The organism is Actinomadura sp. NPDC047616 (assembly GCF_040642915.1).
In the GTDB taxonomy this organism is placed as follows: domain Bacteria; phylum Actinomycetota; class Actinomycetes; order Streptosporangiales; family Streptosporangiaceae; genus Spirillospora; species Spirillospora miaoliensis.
Window position 1 is genome coordinate 148,479 of sequence record NZ_JBEYTB010000010.1, and the last position, 19,904, is coordinate 168,382.

Below are 19,904 nucleotides of genomic sequence, written 5' to 3' on the forward strand. Positions count from 1 at the left end.
ATGGACGCCTTCGGCAACCTGCTGGACGGGTTCGGCACGGCCCTGACCCCGCTGAGCCTGTTGTGGGCGGCGATCGGCGTGCTGCTGGGCACCGCCATCGGCGTCCTGCCCGGCATCGGCCCGGCGATGGCCGTCGCGCTGCTGCTCCCGGTCACCTACGGGCTGGACCCGACCGGCGCGTTCATCATGTTCGCGGGCATCTACTACGGCGCCATGTTCGGCGGGTCCACCACGTCGATCCTGCTGAACACGCCCGGTGAGAGCGCCGCCGTGGTCGCGGCGATGGAGGGCCATCCGATGGCCAGGTCCGGACGCGGCGCGCAGGCGCTGGCGGCCGCGGCCATCGGCCACTTCACCGGCGGCATGATCGGCACGCTGCTGCTGGTCGCGCTGGCCCCGGCCGTCGCCGACCTGGCCGTCGACTTCGGCGCGCCGGACTACTTCGCCATCATGGTGCTGGCGTTCATCGCGGTGACGTCCGTGCTGGGCGCCTCCCGCATCCGCGGCCTGGCGTCCCTGCTGATCGGCCTCACCATCGGCCTGGTCGGCCTGGACCAGATGACCGGGCAGCAGCGCCTGACGTTCGGGTCGCTGCAGCTGGCCGACGGCATCGACGTGGTGATCGTCGCGGTCGGGCTGTTCGCGATCGGCGAGGCGCTGTGGGTGGCGGCGCACCTGCGCCGCACCACCGCCGAGGCGATCCCGGTGGGCCGTCCCTGGCTCGGCCGGGACGACGTCCGGCGCACCTGGAAGTCGTGGCTGCGCGGCCCGGTGATCGGCTTCCCGTTCGGCGCGATTCCGGCGGGCGGCGCGGAGATCCCGACGTTCCTGTCCTACGTCACCGAGAAGCGGCTGTCCAAGCACCGCGAGGACTGGGGCAAGGGCGCGATCGAGGGCGTGGCGGGACCGGAGTCGGCCGCGTCGGCCTCGGCCGCCGGGACGCTGGGCTCCATGCTGACGCTGGGCCTGCCGACGACGGCGGTGGCCGCGGTGATGCTGGCGGCCTTCCAGCAGTACGGCATCCAGCCGGGCCCGCTGCTGTTCGAACGCGAGCCGGAGCTGGTGTGGGGCCTGATCGCCTCGCTGTTCGTCGGCATGGTGCTGCTGCTGGCGCTGAACCTGCCGCTGGCGCCGCTGTGGGCCAAGCTGCTGCGCATCCCGCGCCAGTACCTGTACGCGGGGATCCTGTTCTTCGCGGCGGTGGGCGCGTACGCGGTCGGCGGCGAGGTCGTCGACCTGGTCATCCTGCTGATCATCGGGCTGGTCGGGTTCGGCATGCGCCGCTACGGGCTGCCCGTGCTGCCCGCCGTCATCGGCGTGATCCTCGGCCCGAACGCCGAGCAGCAGCTGCGGCGCGCCCTGCAGATCAGCGACGGCAGCGTGTCCGGACTGGTCAACACCCCGTTCGCGGTGGCCGTCTACGTGATCATCGCGTTGATCGTGCTGTGGCCGCTGCTGCGCAGGGTGCCCGTCCTGCGCCGCCGCTCCGGCTGACGGCCGGATCTTCCCGGACCCGCCCCCGCACGGCGATCTGGGGCCGGTGGACGCGCTCCCTCGCCCACCGTCCCCAGATCGCCTTTTTTCGCGCTCCGCCGGGCGTCAGGCCAGGACGCCGACGCCCCCGTACAGCCATCTGGCGACCGGGTGCGGGGGCTCGGACGGGTCGGGCCGCCACTCGTCGCCCGGAGGGCGGTGGGTTGCGTCGGGCTTCACCTGCGGCGGAGCATCTTCCGCGCCACCATGTGCGAGCCCGCGACGGCCGCCATCGCGAAGGCGAGGGCCTGGACGGCGTCGCCGGGACGGGTGGGGCGCAGGGCTCCCGCGCGCCGCAGCCGTCCGCGCGCCCACAGCGTGAAGGGGATCACCACCGCCGCCGAGGTGACCGACCCGGGCGTGTAGCCGCGCACGGCGGCCGCCTGCGCCAGGTGCACCACGCCGTGCAGGCCGAAGCCGTCGAGCGCGGCCTGGTAGACCGCCGAACGGCCGCGCGTGCGGTGCCCGTCGGCGGCAGCGGCGGCCACCAGCACCGCCATCACCCCGACGGCGGCGGCGAACTCGCGGCCGTCGATCGACTCCACGCGCCGCCAGAGCGCGTCCGGCACCTGCGGGAACCGCTCGCGCAGCTCCGGAACGCGGTCGCGGCTCCACCCCGGCATCGCGGCCACCTCCTCCGCGTCGTGCACCGCCCACGCCGCCAGCAGGCCGAATGTGACCGCGGCGCCGACGGTCCCCTCGCCCCGCGCCTCCCCGTATCCGCTCATGCGGAGAGTCTGTCAGTTCGGCCCATCTCGACCGAACCGGTGCCATGGCAGCATGCGGGACATGGGTTCGACGGGACCGGTGAGGCTGCGGGCCGCGCGGCCGGACGAGGCCGAGGAGCTGACCGCGCTGACGATGCGCTCCAAGGCCCACTGGGGCTATGACGCGGCGTTCCTGGCCGCGTGCGAGGACGAGCTGGCGCTGCACCGTGAGGACGTGGTCCGGCGGCGCACGGTGGTCGCCGAACGCGACGGGCGCGTGCTCGGCCTGGCCACGCTGGAGGGCGAACCGCCGGAAGGCGAGCTGGGGCTGCTGTTCGTGGAGCCGGACGCGATCGGCGGCGGCGTCGGACGCCGGCTGTACCGGCACGTCCTGGAGGAGGCGGGACGGCTGGGGTTCGAGCGGGTGCGGATCGAGGCCGATCCGAACGCCGAGGCGTTCTATCTGGCCATGGGGGCGGAACGCCGGGGCGAGGCCCCCGGGCTGCGCGTGCTGCCGGTGCTGGTCGCGTGGCCGATCCGGCCGGAGCCGTCCTGGTCGAAGGTGTGGAGCGCGGGCGGCGCCACGGTTCACGTCGGCAACGTCGCCGAGTTCAACGGGCAGTTCGGCGGGGGCGTGCACGGCCCCGACCACTACTCGTGCATGGCGGCGTTCTGCGGTCCCCGGCCCCGGATGATCGTCCTGCCAGAACGGGTGGAGGACTGGTGGGTGCGGGACCTGGCCGCCGCGCTCGGCTGGGGCGAGGTCGAGACGCACAGCGGCCTGGCCGCCGACGGCCGGATCTCCGAGGCGATCCTCGCCCGTCCCGACCTGCTGGACCGCCTCGCCCGGCAGGGAGCGCCGGTGCTGCCGTGGGGACGGACGGCTGCGTTCGAGGCGATCTCCCCCTCGCCGCCCGGCGTGCCGGAGGTCGTCGCCCGGTACGAGTCGAAACGGCGGGCCCACGCGTTGTTCAGCGCGCTGGCCCCGGCGCATCCGGGGATCGTCGTCCCCGCCCAGCGGCCGGTCGGCTCGGCCCGCGCGCTCGCGCGGGAGCTGAGCGGCGGCGCCCGCATGGTCCTGAAGACCGAGTACGGCGTCGGCGGCTCCGGCACGCTGATCGTGACACCGGACGGCCGGGGGACGCGGCGCCTGGCACGGCGCTGGGCGCGGGGCGGCGTCCTGGTGGAGGAGTACGTCGAGGGGGCGGGCCCGTACCGCGATCCCACGTTCGACGCCGTCATCGACGAGAGCGGGACGGTGCACCCGGTGGGCGTCGGGCTGATGGACGTCGACGGGACGAGCTACCAGGGCGTGACCGTCGGCCCCGGTACGCTCCCCGCAGCACTCGCCGAAACGGCCACCGCGTTCGGGACGGCGGTGGGCAAGGCGCTGGCCGAGGACGGGTACAGCGGCTGGTACGACGTCGACTTCGTCACCGACCGGGCGGGCCGTCTCGCGTCCACCGAGATCAATCTGCGGTTCACCGGCCCGGCCGTGGCGTTCAACATCCAGGCCGCGCTGGATCGCGTGCGCGGAGGTTCGCACCTGGTCCGCACCATCGACCGCGTTCCGCTCGGCGCGCGGCTGCCAGCCGGGGCGTTGCGCGACCACGTCGCCCGCACCGCCGACGCGTGCCGGGCGGTCGGGGCGACCCTGCTGGTCACCATCCCGACGGCCGCGTCCGATCCCGTCCCCTACCTGGGCGTGGCACTGGCGGCCCGCACGCCGGGCGCGCTCGACGAGGCGGAGCGCATCGTCCGTGACGCCGGGACCGAGCTCGGCGAGATGTTCGGCGACCTGCCCCGCGGCCGGGACGCCGAGCGCGCACCGCGAACGCGACGAGCACCGCTGCGGTGATCACCGGCGTGACGGTGACACGCGTCCGAGGGCGGCCCGCCGTCGCCGGCGGTCAGGGCAGGTGGATTCCGACGAGGCAGGTGTCGTCGTCGGTGTCGGCGTTGCTGTGGGTGAGCAGGTGGTCGAGGCGCTGTTCGAGGGTGGCGGCGGGGACCTGTGCGGTGGTGAGCAGGTGCTGCAAAGACTCCTGGGGGGAGCTGTCCCTGCGTTCGATCAGGCCGTCGGTGAACATCAGCAGGATGTCGTCCGGCTCCAGCTGGACCTCTGCCTCCTCGTACTCGGCGTCGGCGATGACGCCCAGGAGCAGCCCGTCGACCATGGGCAGGGGGCGAGCCCGCTCACCGCGGACCAGGACGGGGGGCAGATGCCCCGCCCGGGCCCAGCGCAGGACGCGCACGTCCGGATCGTAGAGCGCGCACACGGTGGTCGCGGTGACGTTGTCGGTCAGGTGGTGGGCGACCTGGTTGAGCCAGGCCAGCAGCTGGGCGGGGCCCGCGCCGGTGGTGGCCAGGCCGCGCAGGGCGTTGCGCAGGACGACCATGTCGGTGGCGGCCTCGATGCCGTGCCCGGCGACGTCGCCGACGCAGATCAGGACCTGCTTGGAGGGCAGGACGACCGCGTCGTACCAGTCGCCGCCGACCATGTGGTCCTCCTCGGCGGGACGGTAGCGGGTGGCGATGTGCAGGCCGAGGGCGTCCATCGGACGCCGGGTGGGCGGCATGATCGCCTCTTGGAGCTGGCGGGCCAGCCGGTTGCGTTCGGCGGCCTGCTGCTCGGTGTGGGCGAGCCGGTCGCGGGTGACGGCCAGCGCGACCTCGGTCCAGTGCTGGGCCGAGATGTCCTGGTAGGCCCCCCGGACGGAGAGCAGGCCGCCCTCGGTGTCCAGCACGGGTTCGGCGACCACCCGCATGTGCCGGGTGATGCCGTCCGGCCGCCGCAGCCGGAAGTCGGCGGACGCGGCCCGGTGGTGGTGCAGCACGGCGCGCAGGAACCGGCCCACGGCCGCGTCGTCGTCGGGGTGGGCGTGCTCGGGCAGCAGCCGCAGCGGCACGGGGTCGGCGTGGGGTTCCAGCCCGAACAGCAGGAAGAGCTGGTCGTTCCAGGTCACCTTCCCGGTCACGGCGTTCTCCTCGAAGCCGCCGATGCGCACCAGCCGCTGCGCGTGCTGCAGCAGCCGGGCCAGCTGGGCCGACTCGTCCTCCACCCGCCAGATCAGCAGGACGCCGTCGCCCAGGCGGCTGATGCTGATGTCGGCCGGGCCCGGCAGCGGCACCTGGCCCACCAGCGCGGTGAGGGTCACGCCCTCGGTGCGGAACGGCTCGCCGGTGGCGTGCACCCGTTCGATCTTCTCCAGCAGCCCGCCCTGGTCGGCGGCCATCGGATACGTCTCCAGGAACAGCCTGCCGTGGACGGCTCCGCGCGGGCGTCCGGCGGGGTCGACGAAGCGGGCGTTGGCGTGCTGGATGCGGAAGTCGGCGAGCAGGCCGTCGGCGTCCAGATGAGGCCGGAGCACCAGCGCCGGATCGTGCAGGCCGTCGGCGAGGACGACGAGTTCCTGCATCTGGCGCTGCGCCTGGTCCTGGGGGCCGGACAGCAGGACGGCGGACGGGACGCCCCGGTCCAGGGTGTGGGCGCACAGTTCCGCCAGGGCCTCGATCTGGCGCTCGACCCGTGCCGGCTGCGGCTCCAGTTCGTCCGGCCAGCAGATCTCCAGCACGCCGAGCAGCCGGCCGCCCGTGCCGGCGGGCACCGCCACCCGCCCGCCGTCGGGGAAGTCGCGCTGGCCGATGGACGGCAGCCCGGTGCGCGACAGCGACGGATACCACGCCGTCCTGCGGTCGCCGAGCACCTGCCGGGCCGGGGTGGCCACTCCGGGAGGAACGTACCGCCACCGCGCGGGCTCGTCGGCGGAGAACCCCGCCGCGCCGGCGAGGCTGAGCGAGGCGTCGGGCCCGGCGGACCAGACCGCCACCGCGGTCGCGCCCAGCGGCGCCAGGGCGTGCTGGAGCAGCGACTCGGCGACCGCCTGGGTGTCGTCGGCGGCCAGCGTGCCCGCCTCGGCGGTGCGCAGCCGCAGCGTGATCGGCGAGACGCCGGGGTTCCGGCCGGTCGCGCCGGCCAGGAACTCCTGGGCCACCTCGGTGAGCTGGTCCTGGGCCGCCTGGTCGACGATCTCGGCGGCCAGTTCCAGCGGCGTGCGGCCCGACCCGGCGGCCAGGTCCTCGAGCTGCCGGGCGGCCTGGGCCGGGCCGCACTGCAGGCGCTCCACCAGGACGCCGGTGGCCAGCTCGATCAGGGCTCGCCCCTCCGCGGCCTGCTCGGCCCGCTCCAGCTCGCGCCGCAGCCGCTCGACGGTACGGGCGAGCCTGCCCACGCCCGGCGGCTGGGCCGGCTCGCGCCCGGGCGTCGTGGTGTTCCTGCCGCCGTCGCTCACCGGTCCGTCACTCCCCCAGCCAGCGGTGGATGCAGGCGATCAGGTCGTCGGCGTCCAGCGGTTTGGTGACGTAGTCGTTGGCCCCGGCGGCCAGGCTCTTCTCCTGGTCGCCGGGCATGGCCTTGGCGGTCACCATGATGATCGGCAGGTCGGCGTGCCGGGGCGTCGCCCGGATCGCGGCGGTGGCGGTGTATCCGTCCATCTCCGGCATCATCACATCCATGAGGATCAGCTCGATGCCGTCGTGGGCGTCGAGCGCCTCGATGCCCGCGCGGCCGTTGTCGGCGTGGATGACCCGCATGCCGTGCAGTTCGAGGATGCCGGTGATGGCGAAGACGTTGCGGGTGTCGTCGTCGACCACCAGGACCGTGCGCCCGGCCAGCGTCCCCTGCGCCGGGCCGGCGTCGGGTTCGACGGTGTGCGGCGGCCGCGTCAGCGGCAGCACACGCCCCGGTTCGTCCGCCGACAGGTGCAGGGCGACGCGCTCACGCAGCTCGTCGAGACTCGACAGCAGCTCCAGCGGCCGGTGCTCCGCCCGGGACTGCAGGGCGGCCTCCAGCGCGGGGTCCGGCGGCCGGTTGTGGTGGGCCAGGAGCGGGACGTTGCGCAGCGCGGCGTCCCCGTCGATGGCCTCGAGGAACGTCTCCGGGTCGCTGCCGAGCATGTCGAGTTGCAGCACGACGCAGTGGCAGGAGTCGGCGGCCAGCGTGGCGGCCGCCTCCTGGACGTCGACCGCGGTGACGATCTCGATGCGGGCCCGGCCGTCGCCGGCGGCGCCGCCGTCCAGGTCCGCCGCCGCGCTCTCGGCCACCAGGGACAGCAGCCCGTGCGGTCGTTCCTCGACGACCAGCAGCCGGCGCTGCCGGACCGGTTCGGCGGGGGGCTCCTCCTCCGCCTCGGCGCCGCCGTCGGCCTCAGCGTCGTCGGTGGTCCTGGCGGGCGGCGTCTGGGCCGAGGCGTCCGCGAAGTCGGGGCGGGCGACCGGCAGGTAGAGGGTGAAGGTGCTGCCCTCGCCGAGGGTGCTCTCGGCGGTGATGGCGCCGCCGAGCAGCTGGGCGATCTCGCGGCTGATGGACAGCCCGAGCCCGGTCCCTCCGTACTTGCGGCTGGTGGTGCCGTCCGCCTGCTGGAAGGCGTCGAAGATGCTCTCCAGCTGGTGCCGGCCGATGCCGATGCCGGTGTCGACCACGCGGAAGGCGATGCACTGGCCGTGGGCGCGCACCGAGGAGGGCAGTTCGGCCGGCGCGGCGGGTTCGATCCGCAGCTCCACCCCGCCGGTCTCGGTGAACTTCACCGCGTTGGACATCAGGTTGCGCAGCACCTGGCGCAGCCGCGAGTCGTCGGTGAGCAGGGTCACCGGCAGCCCCGGCGCCTGCGTGATCTCGAAGGTCAGGCTCTTCTGGGTGGTCAGCGGCCGGAAGGTGGTCTCGACGTACTCCAGCAGGTTCCGCAGGCGCACCGGTTCCGGGGAGATGTCCATCTTGCCGGCCTCGACCTTCGACAGGTCGAGGATGTCGTTGATCAGCTGCAGCAGGTCCGAGCCGGCCGAATGGATGATCTGGGCGTACTCCACCTGCTTGGGGGTGAGGTTGCGGGTCGGGTTCTGCGCCAGCAGCTGCGCCAGGATGAGCAGGCTGTTGAGCGGGGTGCGCAGCTCGTGGCTCATGTTCGCCAGGAACTCCGACTTGTACTTCGACGCCAGCGCCAGCTGCTGGGCGCGGGCCTCCAGCTCCTGCCGGGCCTGCTCGATCTCCAGGTTCTTGGTCTCGATGTCGCGGTTCTGGGTGGCCAGCAGCGCCGCCTTCTCCTCCAGCTCGGCGTTGGAGCGCTGCAGTTCCTCCTGTCGGATCTGCAGCTCCTCCGAGCGGGCCTGCAGTTCGGCGGTCAGCCGCTGGGACTCCTCCAGCAGCTCGTCGGTGCGGGCGTTGGCGATGATGGTGTTGACGTTGACGCCGATGGTCTCCATCAGCTGCTCGAGGAAGTCGCGCTGGACCGGGGTGAACGGGCGCACCGACGCCAGCTCGATGACCCCGAGGACCTGGTCCTCGACCACGATGGGCAGGATCACCAGGCTGGTGGGCGGGGCCTCGCCGAGCCCGGACGAGACGGTGACGTAGCCGGAGGGGACGTCGTCCACGACGATCGTCTGGCGGCTGCGCGCCGCCTGCCCGACCAGCGACCGCCCCAGCCGGAACCGGGTGGGCCGCGCCGCCGGCCCGCCGTCCTCCGGATAGCCGTAGGCGCCGATGAGCCGCAGCTCGGTGCCGTCCGGGGTGTCCTCGGCCCGGTAGAACGCGCCGAACTGGGCCGACACCAGCGGGGTCAGCTCGTCCATGATCAGCGCGGCCACCACCGACAGGTCCCGGTGCCCCTGCATCAGGCCCGAGATGCGCGCCAGGTTGGTCTTGAGCCAGTCCTGCTCCTGGTTGGCGCGGGTGGTCTCGCGCAGCGACCGCACCATGGAGTTGATGTTGTCCTTGAGTTCGGCGACCTCCCCGGCGGCGTCCACCGTGATGGAGCGGGTCAGGTCGCCCTCGGCGACCGCGCTGGTCACCTCGGCGATCGCGCGCACCTGGCGGGTGAGGTTGCCGGCCAGCTCGTTGACGTTCTCGGTCAGCCGCTTCCAGGTGCCCGACACGCCCTCGACCTCGGCCTGGCCGCCCAGCCTGCCCTCGCTGCCCACCTCGCGCGCCACGCGCGTGACCTCGGCCGCGAACGCCGACAACTGGTCCACCATCGTGTTGATCGTGGTCTTCAGCTCCAGGATCTCGCCGCGCGCGTCGACGTCGATCTTCTTGGTCAGGTCGCCCTGCGCGACCGCGGTGGTGACCTGGGCGATGTTGCGGACCTGGTTGGTCAGGTTGCCGGCCATCGAGTTGACGTTGTCGGTGAGGTCCTTCCAGGTCCCCGCGACGTTGGGGACCCGGGCCTGGCCGCCCAGGATGCCCTCGGTGCCGACCTCGCGGGCCACCCGGGTGACCTCGTCGGCGAACGCCGAGAGGGTGTCGACCATGGTGTTGATGGTCTGCGCGAGCGCGGCCACCTCGCCCTTGGCGTCCACCGTGATCTTCTGCGAGAGATCGCCGCGGGCGACCGCGGTGGCCACCTGGGCGATGGAGCGCACCTGGCCCGTCAGGTTGGAGGCCATCACGTTGACGTTGTCGGTGAGGTCCTTCCAGGTGCCGGAGACCCCGCGGACGGTGGCCTGGCCGCCGAGGTTGCCCTCGGTGCCGACCTCGCGGGCGACGCGGGTGACCTCGTCGGCGAACGACGACAGCTGGTCGACCATCGTGTTGATGGTCTCCTTGAGCTCGGCGATCTCCCCGCGCGCGTCCACCCGGATCTTCTGCGACAGGTCGCCCCGGGCCACCGCGGTGGTGACCTCGGCGATGGAGCGCACCTGGGCGGTGAGGTTGTCGGCCATCACGTTGACCGACTCGGTCAGGTCCTTCCAGGTGCCGGACACGCCCTTGACGTCGGCCTGCCCGCCCAGCCGGCCCTCACTGCCGACCTCCCGCGCCACCCGGGTCACCTCGTCGGCGAACGACGACAGCTGATCCACCATCGTGTTGACGGTGTTCTTCAGCTCCAGGATCTCCCCGCGCGCGTCCACGTCGATCTTCTGCGACAGGTCGCCCCTGGCCACGGCGGTGGTGACCTGGGCGATGTTGCGGACCTGGTTGGTCAGGTTGCCCGCCATGAAGTTCACCGAGTCGGTCAGGTCCCGCCAGGTGCCGGACACGCCCTTGACGTCGGCCTGCCCGCCCAGCCGGCCCTCACTGCCGACCTCCCGCGCCACCCGGGTCACCTCGTCGGCGAACGACGACAGCTGATCCACCATCGTGTTGACGGTGTTCTTCAGCTCCAGGATCTCCCCGCGCGCGTCGACATCGATCTTCTGCGACAGGTCGCCCCTGGCCACCGCCGTCGCCACCTGGGCGATGTCGCGGACCTGGCGGGTGAGGTTGCCGGCCATCGCGTTCACGGAGTCGGTCAGGTCCTTCCAGGTGCCCGACACCCCGTGCACCTTGGCCTGGCCGCCCAGCCGGCCCTCGGTGCCGACCTCCCGCGCCACCCGGGTCACCTCGGAGGTGAACAGCGACAGCTGGTCGACCATCCCGTTGAACACCGAGGCGATCTCGCCCATCAGGCCGTCGGCGTCATCTGGCAGCCGGGTGCTGAAGTCGCCGTCCCGCACCGCGGTCAGGCCGTCGAGCAGCAGCCGCAGTTCGGACTCGCCCACCTTGCCACCGTCCGAGGGCGTCTTCTCGCGCGCCGCCACCTCACCCATCCCCCCAACCTCCTGCGAGTCTCTCACCGAGGGAGGCCACCGCATGGCCCCGCCGCCGTCGAGCTTCCGGCGCCGAGTCGTGGGACCTCTCGGTAGTTGACATGAGGCAACTAAACCGGCCGCTCGACTTTACCCGAACGAGTGACGGCATGCCGTGTCGCGGCCGCGATGCCCTGGGCCACCGGCCGGTCGCGCCGGTCCTCAGCCGGAACGGCGTTCGCGGACGGCGAAGGCGACGAGCACGGCCGCGGCGATCATCAGCGTGATGTTGAAGCCGTAGACGAGGGCGGCCTGGCGTTCCCAGTCGGTCTTGGACGCCAGGCGGTAGAAGTTGTCCTGCGGCCACCAGGCGACCAGCAGCCAGACGACCGACAGGTACGCCGCGACGGTCAGCGCCCTGGGACGTCCCAGCCGCGCCATCCGCCGGTATCCGAACAGCAGGAAGCCGACGCCCAGCCCGAAGGACAGGCATTCCGCGACGTAGAGCCCGGTGAACAGCCCGGCCCACGGCTGCGGCACCGCCGACAGGTCGGTGGAGCCGGGCCAGAACGCGTCGGTGAGCAGGAAGGAGACGAGCGCGCCGAGCCCCGACGTCAGCGCCATGACCAGGGCCAGCCCGCCGTCCCCGAGGTCGCCCACCCCGCTCAGGTCGGCGCCGCCCTTGCCGCCCGCGGCCCGTCCCGGCTGCACCGGCAGCGGCAGTTCCGCGATGTCGACCTCGCCCGAGTCGGTGCGCGGCAGCGAGGACACCGGGATCACGGCGCGCGGAATCCGGTCGGCCTTCAGCCGCGGCCGCGCCAGGAACCGGCGGATCTCGGCGGGCTCGGCCCGCCCCTCGGTGACGACGTAGGCGACGAGCGTCCTGGTGCCCGCCCCGTTGTCGATCGTCGTGACCACGCACTCCAGCACCGCCGGGTGCCGCAGCAGTTCCGCCTCGACGTCGTCGTGGGCCATCGCCTCCTGGGCCATGCCGGATCTCCCATCCGCCGGAAGCCTCGCCTCAATGATGGCGCGCCGTCCGCGGAACAAGAAGCGAAATGTGGCGGCTCGTGGGGGCCGGCTCAGTCGGACGGGAGCAGGCCGAGGGCGACCTCCAGGGCGGCGGCCTGCACGGCCTCGTCGTCGGCGCCGATCTCGCCCTTGAGGAACAAGGACATGTTCAGACTGAAAAGGGACAGCCGGGCGCGGATCTGGTCGGGCAGGCTCGCGTCCTTGTCGACCAGGATCTCGGCGAACGACAGGAAGCGCTTGCGCATGTCGCCGCCGGCCTTCAGCTCCCGCACGGCGGGCCCGTTCTCGTGCATGAACCGCATGAGCGTGCCGCCGGACCCCTTGATGATCTCGGCGTAGCGGCGGACGAACTCGCGCCGCAGCTCGGGGGTGAGCGGCTGCTCGCGCGCCCAGGAGTACAGCTCGTCGACGTCGGCGTGGAAGTCCTCGAAGAGGCTGGTGACGATGTCCTCTTTGGTCTTGAAGTGGTAGTACAGCGCCGCCTTGGTCACGCCGAGCCGTTCGGAGATCTCGCGGAGCGAGGTCTTCTCGTAGCCCTGCTCGGCGAACAGTTCCAGCGCGACCTCGCGGATCTGCTCACGGGTGTCGCCGCGTCGTCGGGGCATGTGATCCTCCCTCCCGCAAACTTACTTGACGCCCGGCTAGTTCGCACCTTACCGTACGGCAGGTAAAAGAAACTAGCCGGGCGGCAGGTAAGCGCCCACCGGCATGGCGAGACGAGGGTCAGCGATGACGCAGTCGACGAAGGAGTCGCCCGACGGGGCGGCCGGGGAGGCGCCGCCGGCGCCGATGAGCAAGCGCCAGGTCTACACGGTCATGAGCGGCCTGATGATCGGCATGTTGCTGGCGATGCTCGACAACATGGTCGTGGGCACCGCGATGCCGACGATCGTCGGTGAGCTGGGCGGGCTGGCGCACCTGTCGTGGGTGGTCACCGCGTACACGCTGGCGACCGCCGCGGTCACGCCGATCTGGGGCAAGCTCGGCGACATCTACGGCCGCAAGGGCATGTTCATGGCCTCGATCGCGCTGTTCCTGGCCGGGTCGGCGCTGGCGGGGATGGCGCAGAGCATGGGCCAGCTGATCGCGTTCCGCGGTGTGCAGGGCCTGGGCGCGGGCGGGCTGATGGTCGGCGCGATGGCCATCATCGGCGACCTGGTGCCGCCCCGGGAGCGCGGCCGCTACCAGGGGCTGATGGCCGCGGTGATGCCGCTGGCGATGATCGGCGGACCGCTGCTCGGCGGATTCGTCACCGACCACCTCGACTGGCGCTGGGCCTTCTACGTCAACCTGCCGCTCGGCGGGCTGGCGCTGGTCGTCACCGCCCTGACCATGCACCTGCCCAAGCGCCCGCGCGGCGCGTCCCGCATCGACTACCTGGGCGCCGTCCTGCTGGCCGCGTCCATCACCTGCCTGTCGCTGATGACCAGCTGGGGCGGCACCGAGTACGCGTGGGGCTCCAGCATGATCATCGGGCTGGGCGTCGCGACCGCCGTGACGCTGGCGCTGTTCCTGCTGTGGGAGGTGCGGGCCGCCGAGCCGATCCTGCCGCTGCGCCTGTTTCGCAACGGCAACTTCTCGCTGGCCTCGGTGCTGGGCTTCCTGGTCGGTTTCGCCATGTTCGGCGCGGTGACGTTCCTGCCGCAGTACCAGCAGCTGGTGCAGGGCGCCTCGGCGACCAACAGCGGCCTGCTCCTGCTGCCGCTGATGCTGGGCATGCTGGTGACCACCATGGTCGTCGGGCAGCTGGTGACCAGGACCGGACGCTACCGCGTGTACCCGATCCTGGGCGGGCTGGTCATGGCCGCGGGAATGCTGCTGCTGGCCCAGCTCACGGTCGGCTCCTCGCAGCTCACCGCCGCCCTGTTCATGATCGTGCTCGGTGCCGGCATGGGCTTCCTCATGCAGAACACGATGCTCATCGCGCAGAACAGCGTGCCGATGAAGGACATGGGCGCGGCCAGCGGCGCCGCCACCCTGTTCCGGACGATCGGCGGCTCGCTCGGCGTGTCCATCCTCGGCGCCGTCTACAGCCACCAGCTGACCGCCACGCTCAGCGCCCGGCTCGGCGAGCAGAAGGGCGAGGAGCTGGCGGGCGGCGGCGGCCAGCTCACCCCGGCGCTGCTGAAGAAGATGGACGCCGGCGTGCGCGACGCCGTGGAGCACGCGGTCACCGCGGGCGTGCACAACGTCTTCCTGTGGGCCACCGTGTTCGCCGTGCTGGCGTTCGCCGCCGCCTGGTTCATCCGCGAGACCCCGCTGCGCGGCGGGGGCCCGTCCGGCGGGCAGTCCACCGAAGGCCGTCCCGTGGCCGAGCCCGCCGCCCTGTGACCCCGTAGAAGGACCCTGTCGACGCCGAAGGGGCCGTCCTCCCCGCGAGGAGGACGGCCCCTTCGGCGTGGCGGGCTCTAGCCGCGTGTTCCCGCCGGGTGCGCCTGCTTCACCGGTGTCGCGGGACGTTCCGGCACGGGCGGGATCAGCCGGTACGCCACGCGCGGGCGCACCGGAGCCACCGCGGCCCGGTGGTTGCGGTGCAGCCAGGCGATGTCGCGGCCGAACGACCACGCCAGCCCGGCCAGCGCCGTGCCGACCAGGAGCGTCGCGGCCGGGTGGGGCAGCACGCCCGCGGCGGCCACTGCCAGGACGACGCCCTGCGTCGCGGCGACGGCCTTGCGGGCCATGCTCGGCGGCAGCGGCGCGTTCAGCCACGGCAGCGGACGGCTCGCCGCGAAGAACACGTATCTCATCAGGCCGATCGCCAGCACCCAGAGGCCCAGCGACCCGGCGACGTAGACGCTCAGCGCCAGGATGAGGAACGCGTCGGACTCCATGTCGAACCGCGCGCCCAGGGCGGACACGGTCCCGGTGCGCCGGGCGACCTTGCCGTCGACGGCGTCCAGCACCAGCGCGACGGCGGCCAGCGCGACCAGCACCGCGACCGGGGCCGGGGCGCGGACGGTGTCGGCGACCAGCGCCGCCACTCCCCCGGCCAGCGTCATCCTGGCCAGCGTGACCCGGTCGGCGGGGCCGAGCCCGGACGCGCCGCTGCGGCGCAGCCCCACGTCGAGCGCCACGTACACGGCCAGGGCGTGCGCCACCCCGGCCAGCCATCCGACGGGGCCGAGGCCGGTGGTCGCCGTCAGCGTCGCCAGCAGCCCGACCTGCGCGACCAGCCCCGCGACGGGGCCCTGGTGCGATCGGCTCATGTGTCCCGTGCCCACGATTGCCTCCCCCTAGCGGCGTGGGATCACCGCGTACGATGACCCATCCGGATTGGAGGGGTCGCTAGTGCTACGTACGGCTCGCGCGTTCTGGCTCAACGCACCCGGACGAGGAGAGATCCGCCCCGTCCGCCTGGAGGCGCCGGGCGAGGACGAGGTTGTGGTGCGCACGCTCTACTCGGGGGTGAGCCGCGGCACCGAGGCGCTGGTGTTCCGCGGCGGCGTGCCGGTCTCCCAGTACGAGGCGATGCGCGCGCCCTTCCAGGACGGCGAGTTCCCGGGGCCGGTCAAGTACGGCTACCTCAACGTCGGGGTGGTGGAGGACGGGCCGTCCGGGCTGGTCGGCCGCACGGTGTTCTGCCTGTATCCGCACCAGACGCGCTATGTCGTGCCCGCCTCGGCGGTGACGCCGGTGCCGGACGGGGTGCCGGCGTCGCGCGCCGTGCTGGCCGGGACCGTCGAGACCGCCGTGAACGCGGTGTGGGACGCCGCCCCGATGCTCGGCGACCGCATCGCCGTGGTCGGGGCGGGGATGATCGGCTGCAGCGTCGCGAAGGTGCTGGCGGGGTTTCCCGCCGTCCGGGTGCAGCTCGTCGACGTGGACCCGGCCCGCGCGGCGGTCGCCGAGGCGCTGGGCGTCGGGTTCGCCACGCCGCCGGACGCCCTCGGCGACTGCGATCTGGTCGTGCACGCCAGCGCGACCGAGGCGGGATTGAGCCGTTCGCTGGAACTGCTCGTACCAGAGGGCGTGGTGCTGGAACTGAGCTGGTACGGCGACCGCCGGGTGAGCCTGCCGCTGGGCGAGGCCTTCCACTCGCGGCGGCTGGTGGTGCGCGGCAGCCAGGTGGGCGCGGTGTCGCCCGCCCGGCGCGGGCGCCGCGGCCACGCCGACCGGATGCGCCTGGCGCTGGAGCTGCTCGCCGACCCCGCCTACGACGCGCTCATCACCGGCGAGTGCGGTTTCGAGGAACTGCCCGCGGTGATGCCCACGCTGGCGAGCGGCCGCACGCATCCGCTGTGCCACCGGGTCGTGTACGACCCGGCGTGACCGGGCGCGGCACGTCCCGGCCCGCACGACACCCCACCGGCCCGAGGCCGACCCGACCGAGCAGAGAGGCCCGTAGTGTTCAGCCTGACCGTCCGTGATCATTTCATGGTGGCGCACAGCTTCCGCGGGGAGGTCTTCGGCCCCGCGCAGCGGCTGCACGGCGCGACGTTCGTGGTGGACGCGACGTTCCGCCGCGCCGAGCTGGACGCGGACAACCTCGTCGTCGACATCGGGCTGGCGACCCGCGAGCTCAAACAGGTGCTCGGCGCGCTGGACTACCGCAACCTCGACGAGGAGCCCGACTTCGCGGGCGTCAACACCTCCACCGAGTTCCTGGCCAAGGTGATCGCCGACCGGCTCGCCGAGCGGGTGCACGCGGGGGCGCTCGGCGAGGGCGCCCGCGGCCTGTCCGGGATCGCCGTCACCCTGCGCGAGTCGCACGTCGCGTGGGCCAGTTACGAGCGGGCGCTGTGAGCACGGCCGTCGCGGGCGCCATCAGCCCCGGCTGGCTGGAGCTGCGCGAGGACGCCGACGCCGGCGCCCGCGCCGCCGACCTGCTCGGCCCGCTGCGCGCGCACCTGGCCGGACGGGCGGCACGGCCGCTGGTCGTGCGGGACCTCGGCTGCGGCACCGGCTCCATGGGACGCTGGCTCGCCGGACGGCTGCCCGGACCGCAGCACTGGGTGCTCTACGACCACGACCCGGCGCTGCTGGCCCTGGCCGCCGCGCGTCTGCCCGGACGGACGGCCGACGGCGGCGCGGTCACGGCCGAGGCGCACCGGCGCGACATCGCCCGGCTGCGCGCGGCGGACCTGGCCGGGACGTCGCTGGTGACCGCCTCGGCGCTGCTCGACCTGCTCACCGGGCCGGATGTGACCGGCCTGGCCCAGGCGTGCGCCGGGGCGGGCTGCCCGGCGCTGCTGGTGCTGTCGGTGGTCGGACGCGTCGAGCTGGCACCGGCCGACCCGCTCGACGGTCCGATCGCCGAGGCGTTCAACGCGCACCAACGCCGCTCCCGGGGGACGCCCGTCCCGGTGACGCTGCCGCGGCCGACGTCCCGCAAGCTCGGCCCCGACGCGGTGGACGCGGCCGCCGAGGCGTTCGCCCGCGCGGGCATGGCCGTGCACCGCCGTCCCAGCCCGTGGCGGCTCGGCCCGGCGCAGGCCGCGCTGACCGCCGAGTGGCTGCGCGGCTGGGTCCGGTACGCGGTGGAGCAGCGTCCCGCGCTGGCGGTCCCGGCGGGCCCGTACCTGCGTCGCCGGCTTCGCCAGTGCGCTGCGGGCGAGCTGCGCGCCGTCATCGGCCACGAGGATCTGCTGGCGCTCCCGGCAGGCGGGTGAGGATGAAGCGGTTTCTGCTGGGACGGTTCCGGACGTTCGCCGCGCTGGCCATCATCGGCGTGCTGGTCTGGCAGGTCGGCACCGGGGCGTTCGTGGCCGGGCTCCGGATGATCGACGCGGGCGGGGTGCTGGCCGCGCTCGGGATCGGCGTGGCGACCACGGTGCTGTGCGCCGGGCGCTGGTGCCTGGTGGCGCGGCGGCTGGGCCTGCGGCTGCCGCTGGGCGAGGCCGTCCGGGACTACTACCGGTCGCTGTTCCTGAACGCGGTGCTGCCCGCGGGGCTGCTCGGCGACGTGCACCGCGCGGTGCGGCACGGCAGGCAGGAGGGCGACGTGGGCCGCGGCGTGCGCGCGGTGGCGCTGGAACGGGCCGCCGGGCAGGCCGCGATCGTCGTCGCGGGGGTGGCGGTGATGCTGGCGCGTCCGGCGGTCGTCCCGGCGCGGTTGCACGACACGGTGCTGACCGCCGGGGCGGTGATCGCGGTGGTGGCGGTGACGGTGCCCGTCGTGGCCGTCACGCTCGGACGGCGCTGGGCGAAGGGCGGCTCGCGGTGGCTGCGCGGCCTGGCGACCGCGCTGGACGACGCGCGGACGGGCCTGCTGTCGCGGCGCGCGTGGCCGGGCGTCACGCTGCTGTCGGCGGCGGCGCTGGCCGGTCATCTGGCCCTGTTCGTGGTGGCGGCACGCACCGCCGGGGCGACCGCGCCGGTCGCCCAGCTGCTGCCGCCGATGGTGCTGGCGCTGCTGGCCATGGGGCTGCCGGTGGGCGTCGGCGGGTGGGGGCCGCGCGAGGGCGTGGCCACGCTGGCGTTCGGGTCCGCCGGCCTGGGCGCGGCGCAGGGCCTGTCCGTCGCCGTCGTCTACGGGGTGCTCGCCCTGGTCGCGAGCCTGCCGGGCGCCGCGGTCCTGCTCGCCGCCAGGGCCGACCTCAAGATGCCCCTCGGGTCCTGGCGCAGGAGGGTCGGGGTCGCCCGGGAGGGATAGACCGGTGACCGCTCCGCCGCCGGTCGGCGGCCGTGCCGGCGGCGGATCGAACCGGGGGGCGGCGCGTCTCGTACTGTCCACCGTCGCTCACCCCCACTGGAGGCACGCGTTGGCCGGGCACATCGATCCGAGTCTGCTGCGACGGAACGCGCACAGTCCGTCGTTCTTCGCGCTGAGCCGCGCGGGCGGGACAGACCAGGCCGAGCTGGTCGACTTCTGCATACCGTGCAACCCGTACTTCCCGACGCCGGAGATGTTCGGGCGGCTGGGCGGCATGCTGGAGACGATCCTCAAGTACTACCCCAGCGACGCCGACACGATCACCGCGGAGCTGTGCGGCACGCTCGGGCTGAACCCCCAGACCGTCGCGATGGGCAACGGGTCCACCGAGCTGATCACCTGGATCGACCATCTGCTGGTGCGCGAGAGCCTGGCCGTGCCGATCCCCACCTTCGGCCGCTGGACCGACCAGCCGCTGGAGACCGGCAAGCGCGTCGACATGTACCCGCTGCGGGAGAGCCGCGACTTCGCCCTCGACGTCGACGACTTCGCCGCGTTCGTCCGCGCCCGCGGCTCCCGCGCGGCGGTGATCTGCAACCCGAACAACCCCGACGGCGGCTACGTGCACCGTCGTGACGTGCTGCGGCTGCTGGACCGGCTGGTCGACCTGGACCTGGTGGTGGTGGACGAGTCGTTCATCGACTTCGTCGACGCCGAGCCGGCGCCGAGCGTCGCCGACGAGGCCGCCATCCGCCCGAACGTCATCGTGCTCAAGAGCCTGGGCAAGAACTTCGGCCTGCACGGCATCCGGTTCGGCTACCTGGTGGCCAACCCCGCGCTGGCGGGCCGGGTCCGCTCGGCCCTGCCGAAGTGGAACCTCAACTCCTTCGCCGAGGTCATGGTGTTCCTGCTCAAGGAGTACCGGGCCGAGTACCGCACCAGCCTGGCGCGGCTGGCCGCCGACCGCCGCACGATGACCGACCAGCTGGACTCGCTGCTGCCCGGGCTGAGGGTGTTCTCCTCCCAGGGCAACTTCGTCCTGGTCAAGCTGCCTGACGGCAAGGACGGCGTCCAGCTGCGCGACTACCTGCTCTCCGAGCACGGGGTGTTCGTCCGCGAGTGCGGCAACAAGCTGGGCGCCGACAGCAGCTTCCTGCGCCTGGTCGTGCGGCCCCCGCAGGACGTGCGGCGTCTGCTGACCGGCATCGGCGCCTTCCTGTACGGCACCGAGAAGGCCCGGCCGACGGTGCCGCTGCTGTCCCCGTCACCGCGCTCGGACGCGCCGCCGCTCCGGCCGGGCGCGGACGTGCCGCCGCTCCCCCGCCGCGCCGACCCGCACCCCTCGCCCTCGCCGCGTCCGGAGGCTCCGGCCCATCTGTACGGGGCGCCGGAGCCGATCCCGTCCGCTCCGCCCGCCGGCCCTCCGGTGCTGCGTCCGTCCTCCCTGGAGGACGTCTACAGCACCCGGTCGATCTAGG

14 protein-coding genes are annotated in these 19,904 nt (G+C 73.4%); 8 read left to right on the forward strand and 6 right to left on the reverse strand.

Features of this window, described 5'->3' with window-relative positions; all coding sequences use genetic code 11:
- Positions 1-1,494, forward strand: coding sequence for a tripartite tricarboxylate transporter permease (locus ABZ801_RS24110; RefSeq protein WP_360701535.1), 1,494 nt, complete (start codon positions 1-3; stop codon positions 1,492-1,494).
- A 215-nt stretch (positions 1,495-1,709) separates the two neighbouring features.
- Here the strand turns inward: ABZ801_RS24110 and ABZ801_RS24115 are convergent, their stop codons facing one another.
- Positions 1,710-2,261 (reverse strand): HXXEE domain-containing protein, encoded by a 552-nt coding sequence (locus tag ABZ801_RS24115; RefSeq protein ID WP_360701538.1) that lies wholly within the window; start codon positions 2,259-2,261, stop codon positions 1,710-1,712.
- A gap of 61 nt (positions 2,262-2,322) precedes the next feature.
- Here ABZ801_RS24115 and ABZ801_RS24120 point away from each other — a divergent pair, with 61 nt between their 5' ends.
- Positions 2,323-4,098, forward strand: a complete 1,776-nt coding sequence (locus tag ABZ801_RS24120) for a GNAT family N-acetyltransferase (protein ID WP_360701540.1) — start codon at positions 2,323-2,325, stop codon at positions 4,096-4,098.
- 52 nt (positions 4,099-4,150) lie between these two features.
- Here ABZ801_RS24120 and ABZ801_RS24125 read toward each other — a convergent pair whose 3' ends face one another.
- The 4 genes from ABZ801_RS24125 to ABZ801_RS24140 form a co-directional block, all read right to left on the reverse strand.
- The gene (locus ABZ801_RS24125) at positions 4,151-6,532 is read right to left on the reverse strand and encodes a SpoIIE family protein phosphatase (RefSeq protein ID WP_360701543.1); all 2,382 of its coding nucleotides are present in this window, start codon (positions 6,530-6,532) and stop codon (positions 4,151-4,153) included.
- A gap of 7 nt (positions 6,533-6,539) precedes the next feature.
- Positions 6,540-10,823, reverse strand: coding sequence for a HAMP domain-containing protein (locus ABZ801_RS24130; protein ID WP_360701545.1), 4,284 nt, complete (start codon positions 10,821-10,823; stop codon positions 6,540-6,542).
- Between the two features lie 201 nt (positions 10,824-11,024).
- Positions 11,025-11,792, reverse strand: coding sequence for a hypothetical protein (locus tag ABZ801_RS24135; protein ID WP_360701548.1), 768 nt, complete (start codon positions 11,790-11,792; stop codon positions 11,025-11,027).
- A 92-nt stretch (positions 11,793-11,884) separates the two neighbouring features.
- Positions 11,885-12,439 (reverse strand): helix-turn-helix domain-containing protein, encoded by a 555-nt coding sequence (locus ABZ801_RS24140; protein ID WP_344946656.1) that lies wholly within the window; start codon positions 12,437-12,439, stop codon positions 11,885-11,887.
- 124 nt (positions 12,440-12,563) lie between these two features.
- Here ABZ801_RS24140 and ABZ801_RS24145 point away from each other — a divergent pair, with 124 nt between their 5' ends.
- Positions 12,564-14,165, forward strand: a complete 1,602-nt coding sequence (locus tag ABZ801_RS24145) for an MDR family MFS transporter (protein WP_360701550.1) — start codon at positions 12,564-12,566, stop codon at positions 14,163-14,165.
- Positions 14,166-14,242: 77 nt separating this feature from the next.
- Here ABZ801_RS24145 and ABZ801_RS24150 read toward each other — a convergent pair whose 3' ends face one another.
- The gene (locus ABZ801_RS24150) at positions 14,243-15,040 is read right to left on the reverse strand and encodes a CDP-alcohol phosphatidyltransferase family protein (protein ID WP_360701553.1); all 798 of its coding nucleotides are present in this window, start codon (positions 15,038-15,040) and stop codon (positions 14,243-14,245) included.
- An 82-nt stretch (positions 15,041-15,122) separates the two neighbouring features.
- Between ABZ801_RS24150 and ABZ801_RS24155 the strand changes: the two genes are divergently transcribed.
- The 5 genes from ABZ801_RS24155 to ABZ801_RS24175 all read left to right on the forward strand — a co-directional run bounded on the left by ABZ801_RS24155 (position 15,123) and on the right by ABZ801_RS24175 (position 19,903).
- A complete protein-coding gene (locus ABZ801_RS24155; RefSeq protein WP_360701556.1) occupies positions 15,123-16,103 on the forward strand; it encodes a zinc-binding alcohol dehydrogenase in 981 nt (326 codons plus the stop codon).
- Between the two features lie 75 nt (positions 16,104-16,178).
- Positions 16,179-16,577, forward strand: a complete 399-nt coding sequence (locus tag ABZ801_RS24160; RefSeq protein WP_344946648.1) for a 6-carboxytetrahydropterin synthase — start codon at positions 16,179-16,181, stop codon at positions 16,575-16,577.
- Positions 16,574-17,443 carry a methyltransferase domain-containing protein gene (locus ABZ801_RS24165; RefSeq protein WP_360701559.1) on the forward strand — a complete coding sequence of 290 codons (870 nt, stop codon included), beginning with the start codon at positions 16,574-16,576 and terminating at the stop codon, positions 17,441-17,443. Before ABZ801_RS24160 ends, ABZ801_RS24165 begins: the two co-directional genes overlap by 4 nt.
- Before the next feature lie 2 nt (positions 17,444-17,445).
- The gene (locus ABZ801_RS24170) at positions 17,446-18,426 is read left to right on the forward strand and encodes a lysylphosphatidylglycerol synthase transmembrane domain-containing protein (protein ID WP_360701562.1); all 981 of its coding nucleotides are present in this window, start codon (positions 17,446-17,448) and stop codon (positions 18,424-18,426) included.
- A 109-nt stretch (positions 18,427-18,535) separates the two neighbouring features.
- A complete protein-coding gene (locus ABZ801_RS24175; RefSeq protein WP_360701565.1) occupies positions 18,536-19,903 on the forward strand; it encodes an aminotransferase class I/II-fold pyridoxal phosphate-dependent enzyme in 1,368 nt (455 codons plus the stop codon).
- Position 19,904 lies beyond the last annotated feature (1 nt).